Below are 15,286 nucleotides of genomic sequence, written 5' to 3'. Positions count from 1 at the left end.
GCCGGGTGGGGGTTCAGCGAGATCCCACCCCTCAGCGCGGTGCGGGCGCGTCGGCGGGGTCGGTGCCGGGCGCGAGCCGCCGGCCTCCGCCGATGAGCTGGGTGGATCGGGCGGGCTCGGCAGCGGCATCCCGCGCGGCGTCGCCGGCACGGTCGGCGGCCGAGCCGTCGCGGCCGCCCTGCAGCTGCCCCTCGGCGAGCGACTCGGCCGGGATGTCGCGCTCGACCGTGGTGGCCAGCGGCACCTCGCGGATGAACAGCATCACCACGACGGCGAGCAGCGCGATCGGCACCATCACGAGGAACACGGGGATGAGCGCCTCGTTGTACGACTCGACGATCGGCACGCGCAACGCCTCGGGCAGCGACTGCACGAGCTGCGGGGTGAGCGAGCTGGTCGACCCGGCGGCGTCGGCGCCCTCGGGCAGGCGCTCCGCGAGCAGCGAGGCGAGGCGCGCGGCGAAGACCGAGCCGACGACCGCAGAGCCGAGGCTGCCGCCCACCTGCCGGAAGAAGGTGTGCGCGGCCGTCGCGGTGCCGACCTCGCGGTGCGCGAAGGCGTTCTGCACGACGAGGGTGAGGATCTGCATGCTCGTGCCGAGCCCCACGCCGATGACGCCGATGTAGACGCCGATGAGGGCGACCGGGGTGGCGACCGTGACGGTCGAGAGCAGGCCGAGGCCGACGGCGAGCACGACGGTGCCGAGCACGGGCATGAGCTTGTAGCGCCCGGTGCGCGAGACGACCGAGCCGGTGATCATCGAGGTGAGCAGCAGCGCACCCATCATCGGGATCATGAGCAGGCCCGCCTCGGTAGCCGTGGCGCCGCCGGCCATCTGGAAGTAGGTGGGCAGGTAGCCGATCGCGCCGAACATGGCGACGCTCACCAGCAGCGCCGCGATCGTGGCGAGCACGAAGTCGCGCGAGCGGAACAGGTGCAGCGGGATGACCGGCTGCGCCGCGCGGCGCTCGACGAGCACGAACAGGGTGCCCGCGACGACCGTGCCGAAGGCGAGCGCGATGATCTGCGGCGAGGCCCAGGCGTAGGTGGAGCCCGCCCAGGTGCCGATGAGCACGACGCCCGTGGTCGCGACGGCGAGCAGCGCCATGCCGAGCGCGTCGATGCGCGCCTTGCCGCTCTGCTCCGGGCGCGGCAGGCGCATGAGCACGATGATGGCGACGATCGACAGGATGCCCAGCGGCACGTTCATCCAGAACGTCCAGCGCCAGCCCGGCCCCTCGGTGAAGAAGCCGCCGAGCAGAGGCCCGGCCACGGAGGAGAGCGCGAACACCCCGCCCATGACGCCCATGTACTTGCCGCGCTCTCGGGCGGGCACGACGTCGGCGATCGCGGCCTGCGAGAGCACCATGAGTCCGCCGCCGCCGAGGCCCTGCACGGCCCGCGCGATGATGAGGGTCGCCATGTCGGTCGCGAGCCCGCCGAGCACCGAGCCGACCACGAACAGCAGCACGGCGACGAGCAGCATGGGCTTGCGGCCCACGCGGTCACTGATGGTGCCGTAGACGGGCATCGTGATGGTCGAGGCCAGCAGGTAGGCCGTGATGACCCAGGCGAGGTGCTCGGCGCCGCCGAGCTCGCCGACGAGGGTCGGCAGGGCGCTCGAGAGCACCATCTGGCTCAGCGAGGCGAGCAGCATCACGACCATGAGCGTGATGAACAGCAGCAGCAGGGTGCGACGGGCGTGCGCGTCGGCGGGGGCCGCGGGCGCGGCGGGGTCGGTGCGGGTCATGAGTCGGCTTTCAGAAGGTCGCGGAAGGTGTCGAGGGCGTCGACGAGGGCGGGATGCTCGGCGCCGGCCGCCATGCCCGCCAGGTCGGTCTTGTAGGCGAAGCGCACGACCGTGCCGGCGAGCATGAACACCGCGGTCGCGCGGCGCTGCTCGGGGCTGCGGGGAGCGGGTGCGTCGAGCGGCACGTGCTCAACGCCGAACTGCTCGGCCACGAGCGGGGCGACGAGCGATTCGAGCTGCGAGGCGAGCGCGTCGAGGCGCCCGCGCAGCTCGGGGTGCCTGCGCACGAGCGCGGTGCGGCGCCCGCCCGTGTTGGGGGCATCGGTCGAGCCGTGGATGGCCGCCATGATGAGGGCGACCGTGCGATCGACGATCGGGGAGGCGCTCGTGCGGAAGGCCTCGACCGACTCGGGGCTCAGCCGCGGCTCGCGGAACCCGAGGATCGCGTCCTCCTTCGTGGCGAAGTAGTTGAAGAAGGTGCGCTTCGAGACGCCGGCCTGCGCGGCGATGTCGTCGACGGTCACGGCGCCAGGGCTGCGCTGCTCGGCGAGCGCTGCGGCAGCCTCGTAGAGGGCGGCCCAGGTCTCGCGGCGGTTGCGCTCGCGCAGGCCGGGCGCGGCGGCACCGGCGTCGGCCGAACGGGGCGGGGTCAGAATTTCTTGCACCGATGCAGATTATGCACCGATGCAGAGATTTGCCTGAGTGCGGCGGCGGATAGCCTGGGCGGGCTATGCAGTGCTCCTACTTCGACGCCGGCCTGTGCCGCTCGTGCACGCTCATGGGCGTGCCGTACGCCGAGCAGCTGGCCGAGAAGGAGCGGATCGTGCGCGAGCTGCTCGCCGGGCATCCCGATGCCCACTGGCTGCCCGCCGCCGCGAGCGCCGAGTCGGGCTTCCGCGCCAAGGCGAAGATGGTCGTCGGCGGAACCGCGGCCGATCCGACCCTCGGCGTGCTCGACGGCCGCGGGCGGGGCGTCGATCTGCGGCACTGCGGCATCATCGCGCCGGGCATCCGCGCCGCCTTCGCGCCCCTCATCGCCACGATCACGGCGGCGGGACTCGAGCCCTACGACGTTCCGGCGCGGCGGGGCGAGCTCAAGTACGTCATCGTCACCGAGGCGGCCGACGGCGCCCTGATGGTGCGGTTCGTGCTGCGCTCGCGAGCGCGACTGGATGCCCTGCGGCGCGCCTTGCCGTCGCTGCAGCAGGCGCTCCCCCGCGCCGTGGTCGTCACCGCCAACCTGCACCCCGACCACAAGGCCGTCGTCGAGGGCGCCGAGGAGATCGTGCTGACCTCGCAGGAGACGCTGCCCATGCGCGTCGGCGACGCGACGCTGCAGGTGCGGCCGCAGAGCTTCGTGCAGACCAACACCGCGATCGCCGGCGAGCTCTACCGGCAGGGCCGGGCGTGGGTCGAGCGGGTCGCGCCGTCCTCCGTCTGGGACCTGTACTGCGGGGTCGGCGGCTTCGCGCTGCACGTCGCGGCGCCGGGGCGCGCGGTGACGGGGCTCGAGCTCAGCGCCGACGCGGTCGAGAGCGCGCGGCTCGCCGGGGGCGGGATGCCCGGGCTCTCGTTCGTCGTCGGCGATGCGACCGCGGCGCTCGCCGGCGGGTCGTCCGCCGGTCTCGGGTCGCCGCTCGCCGAGGCCGGCGCCGCCCTGCCCGACCTCGTGATCGTCAACCCGCCGCGGCGCGGGCTCGGGGAGGCCCTGGCGACCGGGCTCGGATCCTCGGGCATCCCGACCGTCGTCTACTCGAGCTGCAACGCGACGACCCTCGCCCGCGACCTGGAGCTCATGCCCGCGTACCGCGTGCGCGAGGCGCGGCTGTTCGACATGTTCCCGCAGTCGACGCACGCCGAGGTGATGGTGCTGCTCGAGCGCCGGTAGTCCTGCGCCAGCGGCCCGGTCGGCGTCGGCGTCGGCGTCGGAAGTCTCGGAGAAAGCGGTCGGCCCTCGGCCGATCCCCGCGTTGCCGGGCTCAAAGCCCCGTGGCTTCCGAGAATTCCGACGCCGCGGGCGGGCGCGGGCGTGCAGGAGGTCGGAGATCTGCGCGGGGTGAGCTCATCATCCCCCGATCAGCGAGTGGATGCCCGCCCGAACTCCGACGTTCGTGACTCGGCCCGTCGGCCCGCGTCAATCCTGCGCCAGCGGCCCCTTCGACTGCTGCGTCACCGAGGGGATGACGAAGCGGTAGACCGCGAGCCCGATCGACTCGACCGCCATCCACGTGACGATGACGAGCGGCACGAGCGAGAAGTCGGCGGGGAACGCGAGCGCGATCGGCAGCACGAGCAGCCCCGAGCGGGCGCCGCCGCTGAAGGCGAGGGCGCGCACCTGCCCGATGCGCAGGCCCGCCGCGGTGCCGACGAGGATTCCGATGGGCGCCATGAGGATGAGGTAGACGCCGAAGAGCGGCGCGACCTCCTGCAGCAGCGGCAGGCGCTCGAGCGAGCGCGGCACGAGCACCGCGGCGACGACGAGGGCGGCGAGAGCGGTCGCGGGCACGGCGGCCGCTCCCCCGCGGCGCACGGCCGTGGCGAGCCGCGGGCGGCGGAGGGCAGCGCGCTGCAGCAGGAACGCCGCGAGCACCGGCAGCAGGATGCCTGCGCCGATGGTCAGCGGCAGCGACGGCGCCTCGACGGTCAGGATGCCGTCGCGGGCTCCCATGAGCGCCATGAGGCCGGGCAGCGTCACGGCCTGCGACAGCAGCACGAGCGGCGCGAGCGAGGCGAGCTGCTCGGCCGCGGCCCCCGCGCGGCGCGCGATCTCGACGACGACGCCGACCGCGGGCGCGAGCAGGGCGAGGATGAGGCCGAACTGCAGGTCGGGGTCGGTGACGACGACCCGGCTCAGCACGAACACGAGCAGCGGGGCGACGACGAGCGCGAGGCCGAGCACCGCGAGCAGCAGCTCCCGCTCGAGCACCGCCCTGCCGAACGACACGAGCGGCACGGGCAGCAGCACGATCAGGGCGGCGAGAGCGACGACGGCGAGCACGAGGGCGTCGGGGGTCGTGCCGAGCTCGGGGACGAGCATCCCGAGCGCGCCGCCGGCGACGGCCCCGACCGCGATGAGCGGCAGGGGGGCGTAGAGGCGCGAGCGCGGCACGGGGATGCCCTGCTCAGGCGTCGGCGAGAGTGCCGGGCGCGTCGGCCGCGGCGCCGGGCCCGGCCGGTCCCGGCGAGCCCGCCTCCGATGCACCGTCCGGGGCACCCGGCTCGATCTCGGCGACCCGCGCGAGCGCGAGGAACTGCGGCATGGCGAGCTCCTCCCCCCGGGCCGTCGGGTCGAGCCCCGCGGCCTCGAGGGCGGCGCTCGCCGCACCGGAGGAGCCGAAGAGCGCGCTCAGCGACTGCCGCAGCATCTTGCGGCGCTGCCCGAAGGCGGCGTCGACGAGCGCGAAGAGGCGCTGGCGCTCGGCCTCGGTTCCGGGGGGCGCGGTGCGGCCGGCCATGCCGACGAGCACGCTGTCGACGTTCGGCACCGGCCAGAACACCTGGCGGCTGACGAGCCCTTGCAGGCGCCACTGCCCGTACCAGGCGGCCTTCACGCTGGGGCTGCCGTAGATCTTCGAGCCGGGCACGGCGGCGAGGCGCTGGCCGACCTCGGCCTGCACCATGACGAGGGTGCGCTCCAGGCTCGGGAAGGTCGCGAGCAGGTGCAGCAGCACGGGCACCGAGATGTTGTACGGCAGGTTGGCCACGAGCGCGACGGGCTGCGCGGGAAGGGCATCCACCGTCATCGCATCAGCGGTGACGACCGTGAGCGGCGCCCCCGGCTGCATCGCCTCGACGGTGAGGGGCAGCTGCGCGGCGAGGCGCTTGTCGATCTCGACGGCGACGACGGGATGCCCGGCCTCGAGCAGCCCGAGGGTGAGCGAGCCGAGCCCCGGCCCCACCTCGAGCACGGTCGCGCCCGCGGGCACGGCGGCCGCCTGCACGATGCGCCGCACCGTGTTGGCGTCGTGCACGAAGTTCTGGCCGAGCTTCTTGGTGGGCGTGACGTCGAGCAGCGCGGCCAGATCGCGCACCTCGGCGGGGCCGAGCAGCGCCGCCACTCAGGCTCCGCCGCGGGGGTTGCCCGGGCCCGTGAGCCCGTCGGGGGTCTCGTGCTGCGGCTGCAGATCCTGCGGATCGCCCGGCACCTCCTCGGGCGCCGGGTGCGCGGCGTCGGGCCGGTCGGCCCAGGGGTCGCCGGGCGAGGTGACCGGGTGGGCGTCCCACGTGCCGTAGACGAGCTCGGTGTTCGAGCCGATCTGCGCGGCCAGCATCGACACGTCGGTGCCGAGGTGGTCGGCCATCGCCCGCAGCGTGTGCGGCAGCAGGTACGGCGAGTTCGGCCGGCCGCGGAACGGGTGCGGCGTCAGGTACGGGGCGTCGGTCTCGACGAGCAGCAGGGCGCGCGGCAGGATCTCGAGCGCATCGCGCAGGTTGCGGGCGCTCTTGAAGGTGACGGTGCCGGCGAAGGAGGCGTACCAGCCGTTCTCGGCGCACTGGCTCGCGAGCTCCACGTCGCCTGAGAAGCAGTGGAACACCGTGCGCTCCGGCGCGCCGACGCGCTTGAGCGTCGCGACGACGTCGTCGTGGGCGTCGCGGTCGTGGATCTGCAGCGCCAGATCGTGCTTCTTCGCCAGGGCGATGTGGGCCTCGAAGGCGTCGAGCTGCGCGCGGCGATCCTGGTCGCCCTCGGTGCGGAAGAAGTCGAGCCCGGTCTCGCCGATCGCGACGACGCGGGGCTGCGCGGCCAGTTCGTCGATGACCGCGAGAGCGGCATCCAGCTCGCCCGCCCGCGCGAGCGCGGGGGCCTCGTTGGGGTGGATGGCGACGGCGGCGAGCACCCGCGGCTCGCGCGCCGCGATCGCGGCCGACCAGCGGCTGGTGAGCACATCGGTGCCGACCTGCACGACGCCGCGCACGCCGACGGCGGAGGCGCGGTCGAGGTGCTCGCGGTAGTGCATGGGGTTCTCGCCGTCGGCGATCTCGAGATGCGTGTGGTTGTCGTAGACGGGTACGACGAGCGCCTCGGGGCTCGGCGGGTAGCTCAGATCGCGGCTGGAGCCGTCCATCGACGAGCGGTGCCGCACATGGGGATCGAGCGAGTCGGTCATGGGGGCTCCCTCTGCCTCGCCGCTGCGCCCCTCGAATCGACGCGCAACGATTCGTCGAGTCTACGGGCGGGGCCCGAGCACCGGGTTCAGGAGGGCTTCGTCGCGGCGCCGTCGAGCCAGAGCTCGGTCGACGCGTCGCGGTGCACGCCGTCGGTGCCGACGTGGGTGTCGGCGATCGTCGGCCCGTTCTTGATGACGTGCACGAGCGCCATCGCGTGCCCGCGGCCGAGGTCGTAGTCGTCCTTCAGCCACTGGATGATGCGCGAGGCCGAGACGGGCGGCTCGGCGAGGCCCCGGTCGTGGGCGGCCTGCAGCAGCTGCCGCGGCGTGAGCCCGGTCTTCGTCTCGATGGTGTCGAGGTACGCCTGGAACGACATCGCTGTCTCCTCTTCCGATCGCGGCGATGCTACTCCTCGAGGGGTGCTCGCGTGCGGCTCAGGCCACCGGCTCCTGCTCGATGCGCGGGAACAGCGGCTCGAGCGCCACCGTGCGCGTGCCCGCGGGCAGCTGACCCCACTCGGCCGCGGTCGGGATGCTCTGCTCCCCCAGCGCGCCGAGCGCACCCTCGACGCCGAGCGCCGTCCACAGCTTCTGGGCGGCCTTCGGCAGCACGGGCGACAGCAGCACGGCGAGCGCCCGCAGCCCCTCGAGCGCAGTGAAGAGGATGGTGCGCAGGCGGTCCGCCTGCGCCTCGTCCTTCGCGACCTTCCAGGGCTCCTGCTCGGTGAGGTAGCCGTTGAGGTGCTCGACGATGCGCCAGACCGCGGCGATCGCCTCGTGGATGGCGAAGCGCTCCATGGCGGCGGAGGCGTCGCGCAGGGCATCCCGCACCGTCGCCTGCACGGCCAGCTCGGCCTCGGTGACCGGGCCGGATTCGGGCACGACGCCGTCGCAGTACTTCGCCGTCATCGCGATGACGCGCGAGGCGAGGTTGCCGAAGCCGTTGGCGAGCTCGGCCTGGTAGCGGGCGGAGAGGTCCTCCCACGAGAACGAGCCGTCCTGGCCGAAGCTGATCGCGCGCAGGAAGTAGTAGCGGAACGCGTCGGAGCCGAAGACGTCGGTGATCTGCGCGGGCGCGATGCCGGTGAGCTTCGACTTCGACATCTTCTCGCCGCCGACGAGCAGCCAGCCGTGCGCGAAGACGCGGCGCGGCACGGGCAGCTCGGCGGCCATGAGCATCGCCGGCCAGATGACGGCGTGGAAGCGCGCGATGTCCTTGCCGACGATGTGGTTCGAGGGCCAGAAGCGCTCGAACAGGCCGTCGGCGGCCTCGGGGTCGTAGCCGAGCGCCGAGATGTAGTTGAGCAGCGCGTCGAACCAGACGTAGACGACGTGGCTGTCGTCCCACGGAACGCGCACGCCCCAGTCGAAGCTCTGGCGCGAGATCGAGAGGTCGTCGAGGCCGCGGCGCACGAAGGAGACGATCTCGTTGCGCACGCTGTCGGGCTGGATGAAGTCGGGCTGCGCCTCGTAGAGGTCGAGCAGGCGCTGCTGGAACTGGCTCATGCGGAAGAAGTAGTTCTTCTCCTTCAGCACCTCGACCGGGCGGCCGTGGATGGGGCAGACCAGCTGCCCGGCGAACTCGCCCGTGCCGTCGACGAGGTCGCTCTGCTGCTTGTACTCCTCGCAGCCGACGCAGTAGTAGCCCTCGTACTCGCCGTCGTAGATGAGCCCCGCGTCGTACAGCTTCTGCAGGAAGGCCTGCACGACGCTCTCGTGCCGCTGCTCGGTGGTGCGGATGAAGTCGTCGTTGGCGATGTCGATCGTCTGCAGCAGCGGCACCCACGCCTCGGCGACGAGCTTGTCGGCCCACTCCTTGGGGGTCACGCCGTTGGCGACCGCCGTGCGCAGGATCTTCTGGCCGTGCTCGTCGGTGCCCGTGAGCGACCAGGTGTCGCGACCACTCTGCCGCATCCAGCGGGCCAGCACATCGGCCGCCACCTCGGTGTAGGCGTGCCCGATGTGGGGCGCGTCGTTGACGTAGAAGATCGGGGTGGTGATCGAGAAGGAGTCGCCGGAGGCCATAACTCCCCAGTCTACGGGCGCGGTGGGGGGCGTTACCGCGGCGGGGCGCGTACCGTCGAGGGGGTGAGGATGCCCCTGCCGACGCTCGCCGCCCTGCCCGTTCTGCTGCTCGCGCTCGCGGGGTGCAGCGGCCCCGAGTTCGGCGCCGACACGGGCCTCGACGGCTGCGTGACCGGCACCGTCGGCAGCATCGGCCTCGGCGTCGTCAACAGCAGCGGCGACCCCATCTCGATCGACGGCATCGAGGCGAACGGGCTCGAGGGCGCCGAGGTGATCGACCGCTGGTTCGCCGCGGCCGAGGTCGAGGTCATCGACGGGGGCGAGTCGGTCGTCTTCGGCGGCGATCGCGCCTCGAGCCCGACGGCGCCCGTCGACCTGGACGGCATCGAGCTCGCGCCGGGCGAGGCCGGCTACGTGACCATCGCGATCGAGCGCACCGGCGAGGCCGACGGCGTGCTCGACGGCGTGCGCATCACGACCGACGGCCGCGAGCTGCCCGCGCCGGTCGCGCTGACCGTCAGCGACTCGTGCGGCTGAGCGCGGCCTCGTAGAGCTCGCGCTTGCCGAGCCCGGTGGCCTCGGCGACGGCCGAGGCCGCATCCTTCAGCCGCTCGCCGCCGGCGACGCGCTCCTGCACCTCGACGACCGCGGTCGGCAGGTCGATCGCGCGGGCCGGAGCCCCCTCGACGACGACCACGATCTCGCCGCGCGCGCCCTCGGCGTAGCGCTCGGCGAGCTCGGCGAGGGTGCCGCGCGCGACCTCCTCGAACTTCTTCGTCAGCTCGCGGCAGACGGCGGCGCGGCGCTCGGGCCCGAAGGCCTCGGCCAGGTCGGCGAGCGCCGCGGCGATGCGGTGCGGCGCCTCGAAGAAGACCAGAGTGCGCGGCTCGCGGGCGAGACCGCGCAGGTGCCCGAGCCTGCCCTTGCGCGGCAGGAAGCCCTCGAAGGCGAAGCGGTCGGTCGGCAGCCCACTCAGCACGAGCGCGGTGAGCACGGCGCTCGGTCCGGGCAGCGCGGTGACGGTGACGTCGGCGGCGATGGCCGCCTCGACGAGGATGTAGCCCGGATCGCTGATGCCCGGCATGCCCGCGTCGGTGAGCACGACCACGTCGCTGTCGCGCGCGAGCTCGACGAGCTCGGCCGAGCGCGCGCGCTCGTTGTGCTCGTGCAGGGCGAGCAGGCGCGGACGGTTCTCGATGCCGAGCGCCCGCAGCAGGTGCGCGGTGGTGCGGGTGTCCTCCGCGACCACGAGCTCGGCGTTCTCGAGCGTCTCGATGAGGCGGCGGCTCGCATCGCCGAGGTTGCCGATGGGGGTGGCGGCGAGCACGATCATGCGGCCATCCTCCCACTCGCGCCGGGGCGGGGCGGATGCCCGGCGAATAGCATGACCGGGTGACCGCCGCCGCCGAACCCGCCGTGCGCGAGCGGCGCGGCTCGCGGCTCGATGCGGCGTGGGCGGGGGCATCCCCTCGCCGGCAGCGGCTCGTGCGCGCGGCCCTGCCCGCCGCGGTTCTCGGCCTGGCCGCGGCCACCCGGCTGATCGGGCTCGGCGAGCCCGACGCGCTCGTCTTCGACGAGACCTACTACGTCAAGGACGCCCTCAGCCTGCTGACTCAGGGCTACGAGGCGTCGTGGCCGGAGGGCGCCGACGCGGCGTTCGAGGCGGGCAGCCCCGGCACTCCGCCCGCCGAGGCGGCGTTCGTCGCCCACCCCCCGCTCGGCAAGTGGGTGATCGCGCTCGGGATGCTCGCCCTGGGCCCCGCGGATCCGGCAGGCTGGCGGCTCGGCACCGCCGTCACCGGCATCGTGCTCGTCGGACTCGTCATGCTGCTCGCGCACCGACTGCTCGCGTCCCTGCCGCTCACCGTCATCGCCGGCGGCCTCGTCGCGCTCGACGGCAACGCCATCGTCATGAGCCGCGTCGCCCTGCTCGACGGCGTGCTCGCCGCGCTCATCGTGCTGGCCCTGCTCTTCGTCGCGCTCGACCGCGAGGGCTCGCGGCGGCGGCTCGCGGCGTGGCTCGCGCGCCGCCGTGCCGAGGGGCGCGCCACCGACTGGGGCCCCGCGCTGTGGGCGCGGCCGTGGCTGCTCGCCGCGGGGGCGACGCTCGGGCTCGCCGTCGGCGTCAAGTGGAGCGCGCTCTACGTGCTCGCCGCGGTCGGCGTGCTCACCGTCGTGGCCGACGTCGTCGACCGGCGTCGCGCGGGCGTCGCGCTGTGGGCGAGCGGCACGGCGTTCCGGCAGGCGCCGATCTCGTTCCTGCTGCTCGTGCCGACGGCGCTCGCCGCGCACCTTCTCACCTGGTGGGGCTGGTTCGCCACGAGCGGCGGCTACGACCGGAACTGGGTGGCCGAGGGCGAGGGGCGGCGGGCGGAGGGCATCCTGTCGATCGTCCCCGACGCCCTGCAGAACCTCTGGCACTACCAGGCGGCCGTCTACCGGTACCACGTCGGCGTCACGAGCGATCACGCCTACGAGGCGCCCGCCGCGGGCTGGCCCCTGCTGCTGCGCCCGACCTACATGCACTACGAGGAGCTCGGCGACGGAACGGCGCAGGCGCTCACGGGTATTCCGAACCCGCTGCTGTGGTGGGGCTCCGTCGTCGCCGTGCTCGTGCTGCTCGCGGTGCTCGTCGTCGCGGCGGTGCTCGCCGCCCGGGGCGACCGCGACGCGGGAGCCCGGCTGCTCGCCCGCTTCGGCGGCGGATGGCCGATCGCCCTCGTGCTCACCGCCATCGCCGCGGGCTGGCTGCCGTGGCTGCTCTACCCCGAGCGCACGATGTTCTTCTTCTACACGGTCGTGCTCACGCCGTTCCTCGTGCTCGCGTTCGTCATGGTGCTGCGCGCGGTGCTCGGCCACGCCGACGACGAGCCGTACCAGCGCCGCACCGGTATCGCCGTCGTGACCGTGGCGGTCATCGCCCTCGTCGCGGTCAGCGCGTACTTCCTGCCGCTGTGGACGGGGCTGCCCGTGCCGCTGCCCTTCCTGCGCGCGCACTACTGGCTGCCGACCTGGGTCTAGTCGGCCGGGGTCTCGCCGGCCGGGGTCGTCCCTCAGGAGGCGGTGCGCCGCCGCCCGTAGACGAGCCGGCGCAGCAGCGCCTCGGCCGGCCCGGGCTTGTCGAGGGCCTCGAGCGCGATCGCGAGCACGAGCGAGGCCAGCCACGCGAGCACGGCCACCTGCGTCGCCTCGGCCGCCCCGACGATGCCGCCGAGCCCCAGCGTGTACGCCGGGAACACCGCGAGGAAGATCACCGACTGCAGCAGGTACCCCGTGAGCGAGCGCTTGCCGAGCGCCGCGAACCCGCGCGCGATCGGACCGGGCCGGTCCCCCGGCGCCCGCACCCGTCCGACGACGAGCGCGATGAGCGCGAGGTAGGCGACCGCGCCGATCGGTCCGGTGCCGCCGTGCAGCATCGTCCAGAGCAGGTCGACGACGGGCCGGCCTCCGAGCACGCCGAGCAGCACGAGCGCGACCGGCAGGGCGCCGAGCAGCGAGATCGGGATGCCCAGCCCCGCGATCATCGCGAGCCGTCGCCGGTGCGGCTCGGGGTTCTCGAGCACCCGGTACCGGGCGGCCCACACGCCGAGCACCATCGTCGGCAGCATGAGCACGAAGCCGCCCAAGGCCGTGCCGAGGATTCCCGCGACCCATTCGAGTGCGCGCGCCCCGGTCGCGGCGAGGTAGGTGTCGGCACCCGGGCTGAGAAGGGCGAAGGGCGAGGTGCCCGGGGCGGTCTCGGTCGTCATGCCCGCCGCCCCCTCCACCGCTGAGAGGAGCACGAGCAGGGCGAAGCTGATCCAGCCGACGATCGCGAGCGCGCGACCCGAGGCGCGCACGAGCAGGATGAGCAGCAGCCCGAGCAGACCGTAGGTGCCGAGCACGTCGCCGAAGAAGAGCAGCACGCCGTGCACCGCTCCGAAGGCGAGCACCCAGAGGTTGCGGCGCACGAGCAGCCCGCGCGCGGCATCCCACGGAGCCCCCGCCGCCTGCTCGCGCAGCAGGATCTGGGTGATGCCGTAGCCGTACAGCAGCGCGAAGAGCGGGTACGAGCGACTGTCGGCCAGCAGGGCGACGACCGCGTTGGTCACCTGGTCGGCGCTGTCGCCGAGCGGCTTCATGAGGATGCCCTGCTCGACCCCGTACAGCCAGAAGGGCACGTTCGCGAGCGCGATGCCGAGCAGCACGAGGCCGCGCGCGACGTCCGGGGCCAGCGCGCGGGCCGAGCGCGGGGTCGGAGCGGCGGCGCGCCCCGCGGGCGGGGCCCCGTACGGCTGCGGAACGGCGGGCGGGGCGGGAGCGGGGTTCGGCGGCGGCGCGGGGGCGTCGGTCATGCGACCAGGCTAGGAGCGGGGTGCCGCCCGGCGCCTCCCCCGTGCGACGGATCCGGCGGTCGTGCGCGGGAGCGGCATCCCGCGCCGTCGCCGCGCGCCGCGCCCTCTTACGCTTTGTGACGCGATCAGCGGGCGCCGGTCAGCGGCGCGCCGTAGCCTGGCGGGATGGCCGATCGTGACTACGGATTCCGCACGCGCGCACTGCACGCGGGCAATGTTCCCGACTCGGCGACGGGCGCCCGCGCCCTGCCGATCTACCAGTCGAGCGCCTTCGTCTTCGACGATGCGCAGGACGCCGCGGCGCGGTTCGCGCTGCAGAAGTACGGCAACATCTACAGCCGCCTGTCGAACCCGACGGTGGCGAGCTTCGAGGAGCGCGTCGCGAGCCTCGAGGGCGGCCTCGGCGCCGTCGCCACCTCGAGCGGGCTGAGCGCGCAGTTCGTCACCTTCGCCTCGCTCGCCGGCGCCGGCGACCACATCGTCGCCTCCTCGAACCTCTACGGCGGCTCGATCACCCAGCTCGACGTGACGCTGCGCCGCTTCGGCGTCGAGACGACCTTCGTCGCGAGCGACGACCCCGCCGACTACGCCGCGGCGATCATCCCGGGCCGCACCAAGCTCGTCTTCGCCGAGACGATCGCGAACCCGAGCGGCGACATCGCCGACATCGCGGGGCTCGCCGAGGTCGCGCACGCCGCCGACCTGCCCCTCATCATCGACTCGACGGTGGCGACCCCCTACCTGTGCCGACCGATCGAGTGGGGCGCCGACGTCGTCGTGCACTCGGCGACGAAGTTCCTCGGCGGGCACGGCACCACCCTCGGCGGCGTCGTCGTCGAGTCGGGGCGCTTCGACTGGTCGAACCACAACTTCCCGCTGTTCGAGGAGACCGTGCCGCACTACGGCGGGCTCACCTGGTACGGCAACTTCGGCGAGTATTCGTTCCTCACCCGGCTGCGCGCCGAGCAGCTGCGCGACATCGGGCCCGCCCTCGCGCCGCACTCCGCCTTCCTGCTCGCGCAGGGCGTCGAGACCCTGCCGTACCGCATGCAGGCGCACGTCGACAACGCCCGCGCCGTCGCCGAGTGGCTCGACGCCGACCCGCGCGTCGAGGCCGTGCGCTGGGCGGGGCTGCCCTCGCACCGCCACCACGAGCGCGCGCAGAAGTACCTGCCGCTCGGCCCGAGCTCGGTGTTCAGCTTCGACGTCGTCGGAGGCCGTGCAGCGGGCGAGGCGCTCATCGAGAACGTGCAGCTCGCGAGCCACCTCGCCAACATCGGCGACGCGAAGACCCTCATCATCCATCCGGGCTCGACGACCCATGCCCAGCTGACCGAGCAGCAGCTGCTCGACTCCGGCATCGGCCCGGGGCTCGTGCGGCTCTCGGTGGGGATCGAGGACGTCGAGGACATCATCCACGATCTCGATCAGGCGCTCGATGCGGCGCAGAAGGCGGGTGCAGCATGAGCGCGGAGGCCGGCAGCGGCACCGAGACCGTCACCCTCGCCAACGGGCTGACCTGCGCGATCCCGTCGAGCTCGCCGCTGGCGAAGCTGCTGAAGTCGCAGCGCACCTGGGTGGGGCCGAGCGCGAAGGAGCGGCTGGGCATCCTGCGCCGCGCCCGCAGCATCGCGATCGTCGGCGCCTCGCCCAACCCCGCCCGCAGCTCGTACTTCGTCGGCACGTACCTGCAGCAGTCGAGCAGCTACCGGGTGTACTTCGTCAATCCGAACGCCACCGAGATCCTGGGTCAGAAGGCCTACCCCGACCTCGCGTCGCTGCCCGAGGTGCCCGACATCGTCGACGTGTTCCGCAAGGCGAGCGACATCCCCTCGGTGATCGACGACGTGCTCGCAATCGGCGCCTCGACCGTCTGGGTGCAGCTCGGCATCTGGAACGAGGAGGCCGCGCGGTACGGCGAGCGGCACGGCCTCACGGTCGTCATGGACCGCTGCATCAAGGTCGAGCACGCCCGGTTCCACGGCGGGCTCCACCTCATGGGATTCGACACGGGAGTCATCAGCGCGAAGAAGCAGGTGCGCTGAACCAGTTTCACCTTACGGCACGGC

General features: G+C 73.4%; 14 protein-coding genes. 5 read left to right on the top strand and 9 right to left on the bottom strand.

Going from position 1 to position 15,286, the window contains the following annotated elements; genetic code table 11:
- Positions 1-31 precede the first annotated feature (31 nt).
- Together OVN18_RS08025 and OVN18_RS08020 are read right to left on the bottom strand one after the other, a co-directional pair.
- Complete coding sequence (locus OVN18_RS08025) at positions 32-1,750, bottom strand: MDR family MFS transporter (RefSeq protein ID WP_267780190.1); 1,719 nt, start codon at positions 1,748-1,750, stop codon at positions 32-34.
- Positions 1,747-2,415, bottom strand: coding sequence for a TetR/AcrR family transcriptional regulator (locus OVN18_RS08020; protein WP_267780189.1), 669 nt, complete (start codon positions 2,413-2,415; stop codon positions 1,747-1,749). The genes OVN18_RS08025 and OVN18_RS08020 overlap by 4 nt, the downstream gene beginning before the upstream one ends.
- 65 nt (positions 2,416-2,480) lie before the next feature.
- On the opposite strand from OVN18_RS08020, the gene OVN18_RS08015 reads away from it, so the two are divergent.
- Positions 2,481-3,638, top strand: coding sequence for a methyltransferase domain-containing protein (locus OVN18_RS08015; protein ID WP_267780187.1), 1,158 nt, complete (start codon positions 2,481-2,483; stop codon positions 3,636-3,638).
- A gap of 246 nt (positions 3,639-3,884) precedes the next feature.
- Here the strand turns inward: OVN18_RS08015 and OVN18_RS08010 are convergent, their stop codons facing one another.
- The 5 genes from OVN18_RS08010 to metG all read right to left on the bottom strand — a co-directional run bounded on the left by OVN18_RS08010 (position 3,885) and on the right by metG (position 8,883).
- Positions 3,885-4,859 (bottom strand): hypothetical protein, encoded by a 975-nt coding sequence (locus OVN18_RS08010; RefSeq protein ID WP_267780186.1) that lies wholly within the window; start codon positions 4,857-4,859, stop codon positions 3,885-3,887.
- Positions 4,860-4,872: 13 nt separating this feature from the next.
- The gene (gene rsmA / locus OVN18_RS08005) at positions 4,873-5,808 is read right to left on the bottom strand and encodes a 16S rRNA (adenine(1518)-N(6)/adenine(1519)-N(6))-dimethyltransferase RsmA (protein ID WP_267780185.1); all 936 of its coding nucleotides are present in this window, start codon (positions 5,806-5,808) and stop codon (positions 4,873-4,875) included.
- Positions 5,809-6,858 (bottom strand): TatD family hydrolase, encoded by a 1,050-nt coding sequence (locus OVN18_RS08000; protein WP_267780184.1) that lies wholly within the window; start codon positions 6,856-6,858, stop codon positions 5,809-5,811.
- Positions 6,859-6,944: 86 nt separating this feature from the next.
- On the bottom strand, positions 6,945-7,235 hold the full coding sequence (locus OVN18_RS07995) for a DUF4287 domain-containing protein (protein ID WP_267739164.1): 291 nt from the start codon (positions 7,233-7,235) through the stop codon (positions 6,945-6,947).
- A 58-nt stretch (positions 7,236-7,293) separates the two neighbouring features.
- Positions 7,294-8,883, bottom strand: coding sequence for a methionine--tRNA ligase (gene metG / locus OVN18_RS07990; RefSeq protein ID WP_267780183.1), 1,590 nt, complete (start codon positions 8,881-8,883; stop codon positions 7,294-7,296).
- A 63-nt stretch (positions 8,884-8,946) separates the two neighbouring features.
- Here metG and OVN18_RS07985 point away from each other — a divergent pair, with 63 nt between their 5' ends.
- Positions 8,947-9,420: a hypothetical protein gene (locus OVN18_RS07985; RefSeq protein ID WP_267780180.1), complete on the top strand. Its 474-nt coding sequence runs from the start codon at positions 8,947-8,949 to the stop codon at positions 9,418-9,420.
- Here the strand turns inward: OVN18_RS07985 and rsmI are convergent.
- Positions 9,401-10,216, bottom strand: a complete 816-nt coding sequence (gene rsmI / locus OVN18_RS07980; RefSeq protein ID WP_267739158.1) for a 16S rRNA (cytidine(1402)-2'-O)-methyltransferase — start codon at positions 10,214-10,216, stop codon at positions 9,401-9,403. The two genes, OVN18_RS07985 and rsmI, sit on opposite strands and share 20 nt — an antisense overlap.
- Positions 10,217-10,275: 59 nt before the next feature.
- Here rsmI and OVN18_RS07975 point away from each other — a divergent pair, with 59 nt between their 5' ends.
- Entirely contained in the window at positions 10,276-11,904 is a 1,629-nt protein-coding gene (locus tag OVN18_RS07975; RefSeq protein ID WP_267780179.1) for a dolichyl-phosphate-mannose--protein mannosyltransferase, read from the top strand.
- A 32-nt stretch (positions 11,905-11,936) separates the two neighbouring features.
- On the opposite strand, the gene OVN18_RS07970 is transcribed toward OVN18_RS07975, so the two are convergent.
- Entirely contained in the window at positions 11,937-13,217 is a 1,281-nt protein-coding gene (locus OVN18_RS07970; RefSeq protein ID WP_267780178.1) for a DUF418 domain-containing protein, read from the bottom strand.
- A 165-nt stretch (positions 13,218-13,382) separates the two neighbouring features.
- Here OVN18_RS07970 and OVN18_RS07965 point away from each other — a divergent pair, with 165 nt between their 5' ends.
- Both OVN18_RS07965 and OVN18_RS07960 read left to right on the top strand, forming a co-directional pair.
- On the top strand, positions 13,383-14,684 hold the full coding sequence (locus OVN18_RS07965; RefSeq protein ID WP_267780177.1) for an O-acetylhomoserine aminocarboxypropyltransferase/cysteine synthase family protein: 1,302 nt from the start codon (positions 13,383-13,385) through the stop codon (positions 14,682-14,684).
- Entirely contained in the window at positions 14,681-15,262 is a 582-nt protein-coding gene (locus OVN18_RS07960) for a CoA-binding protein (RefSeq protein WP_267780175.1), read from the top strand. The genes OVN18_RS07965 and OVN18_RS07960 overlap by 4 nt, the downstream gene beginning before the upstream one ends.
- Positions 15,263-15,286: the final 24 nt, after the last annotated feature.

The organism is Microcella daejeonensis, assembly GCF_026625045.1.
GTDB classification, from domain to species: Bacteria; Actinomycetota; Actinomycetes; order Actinomycetales; family Microbacteriaceae; genus Microcella; species Microcella daejeonensis.
This window is presented reverse-complemented; position numbering and strand designations above follow the sequence as displayed.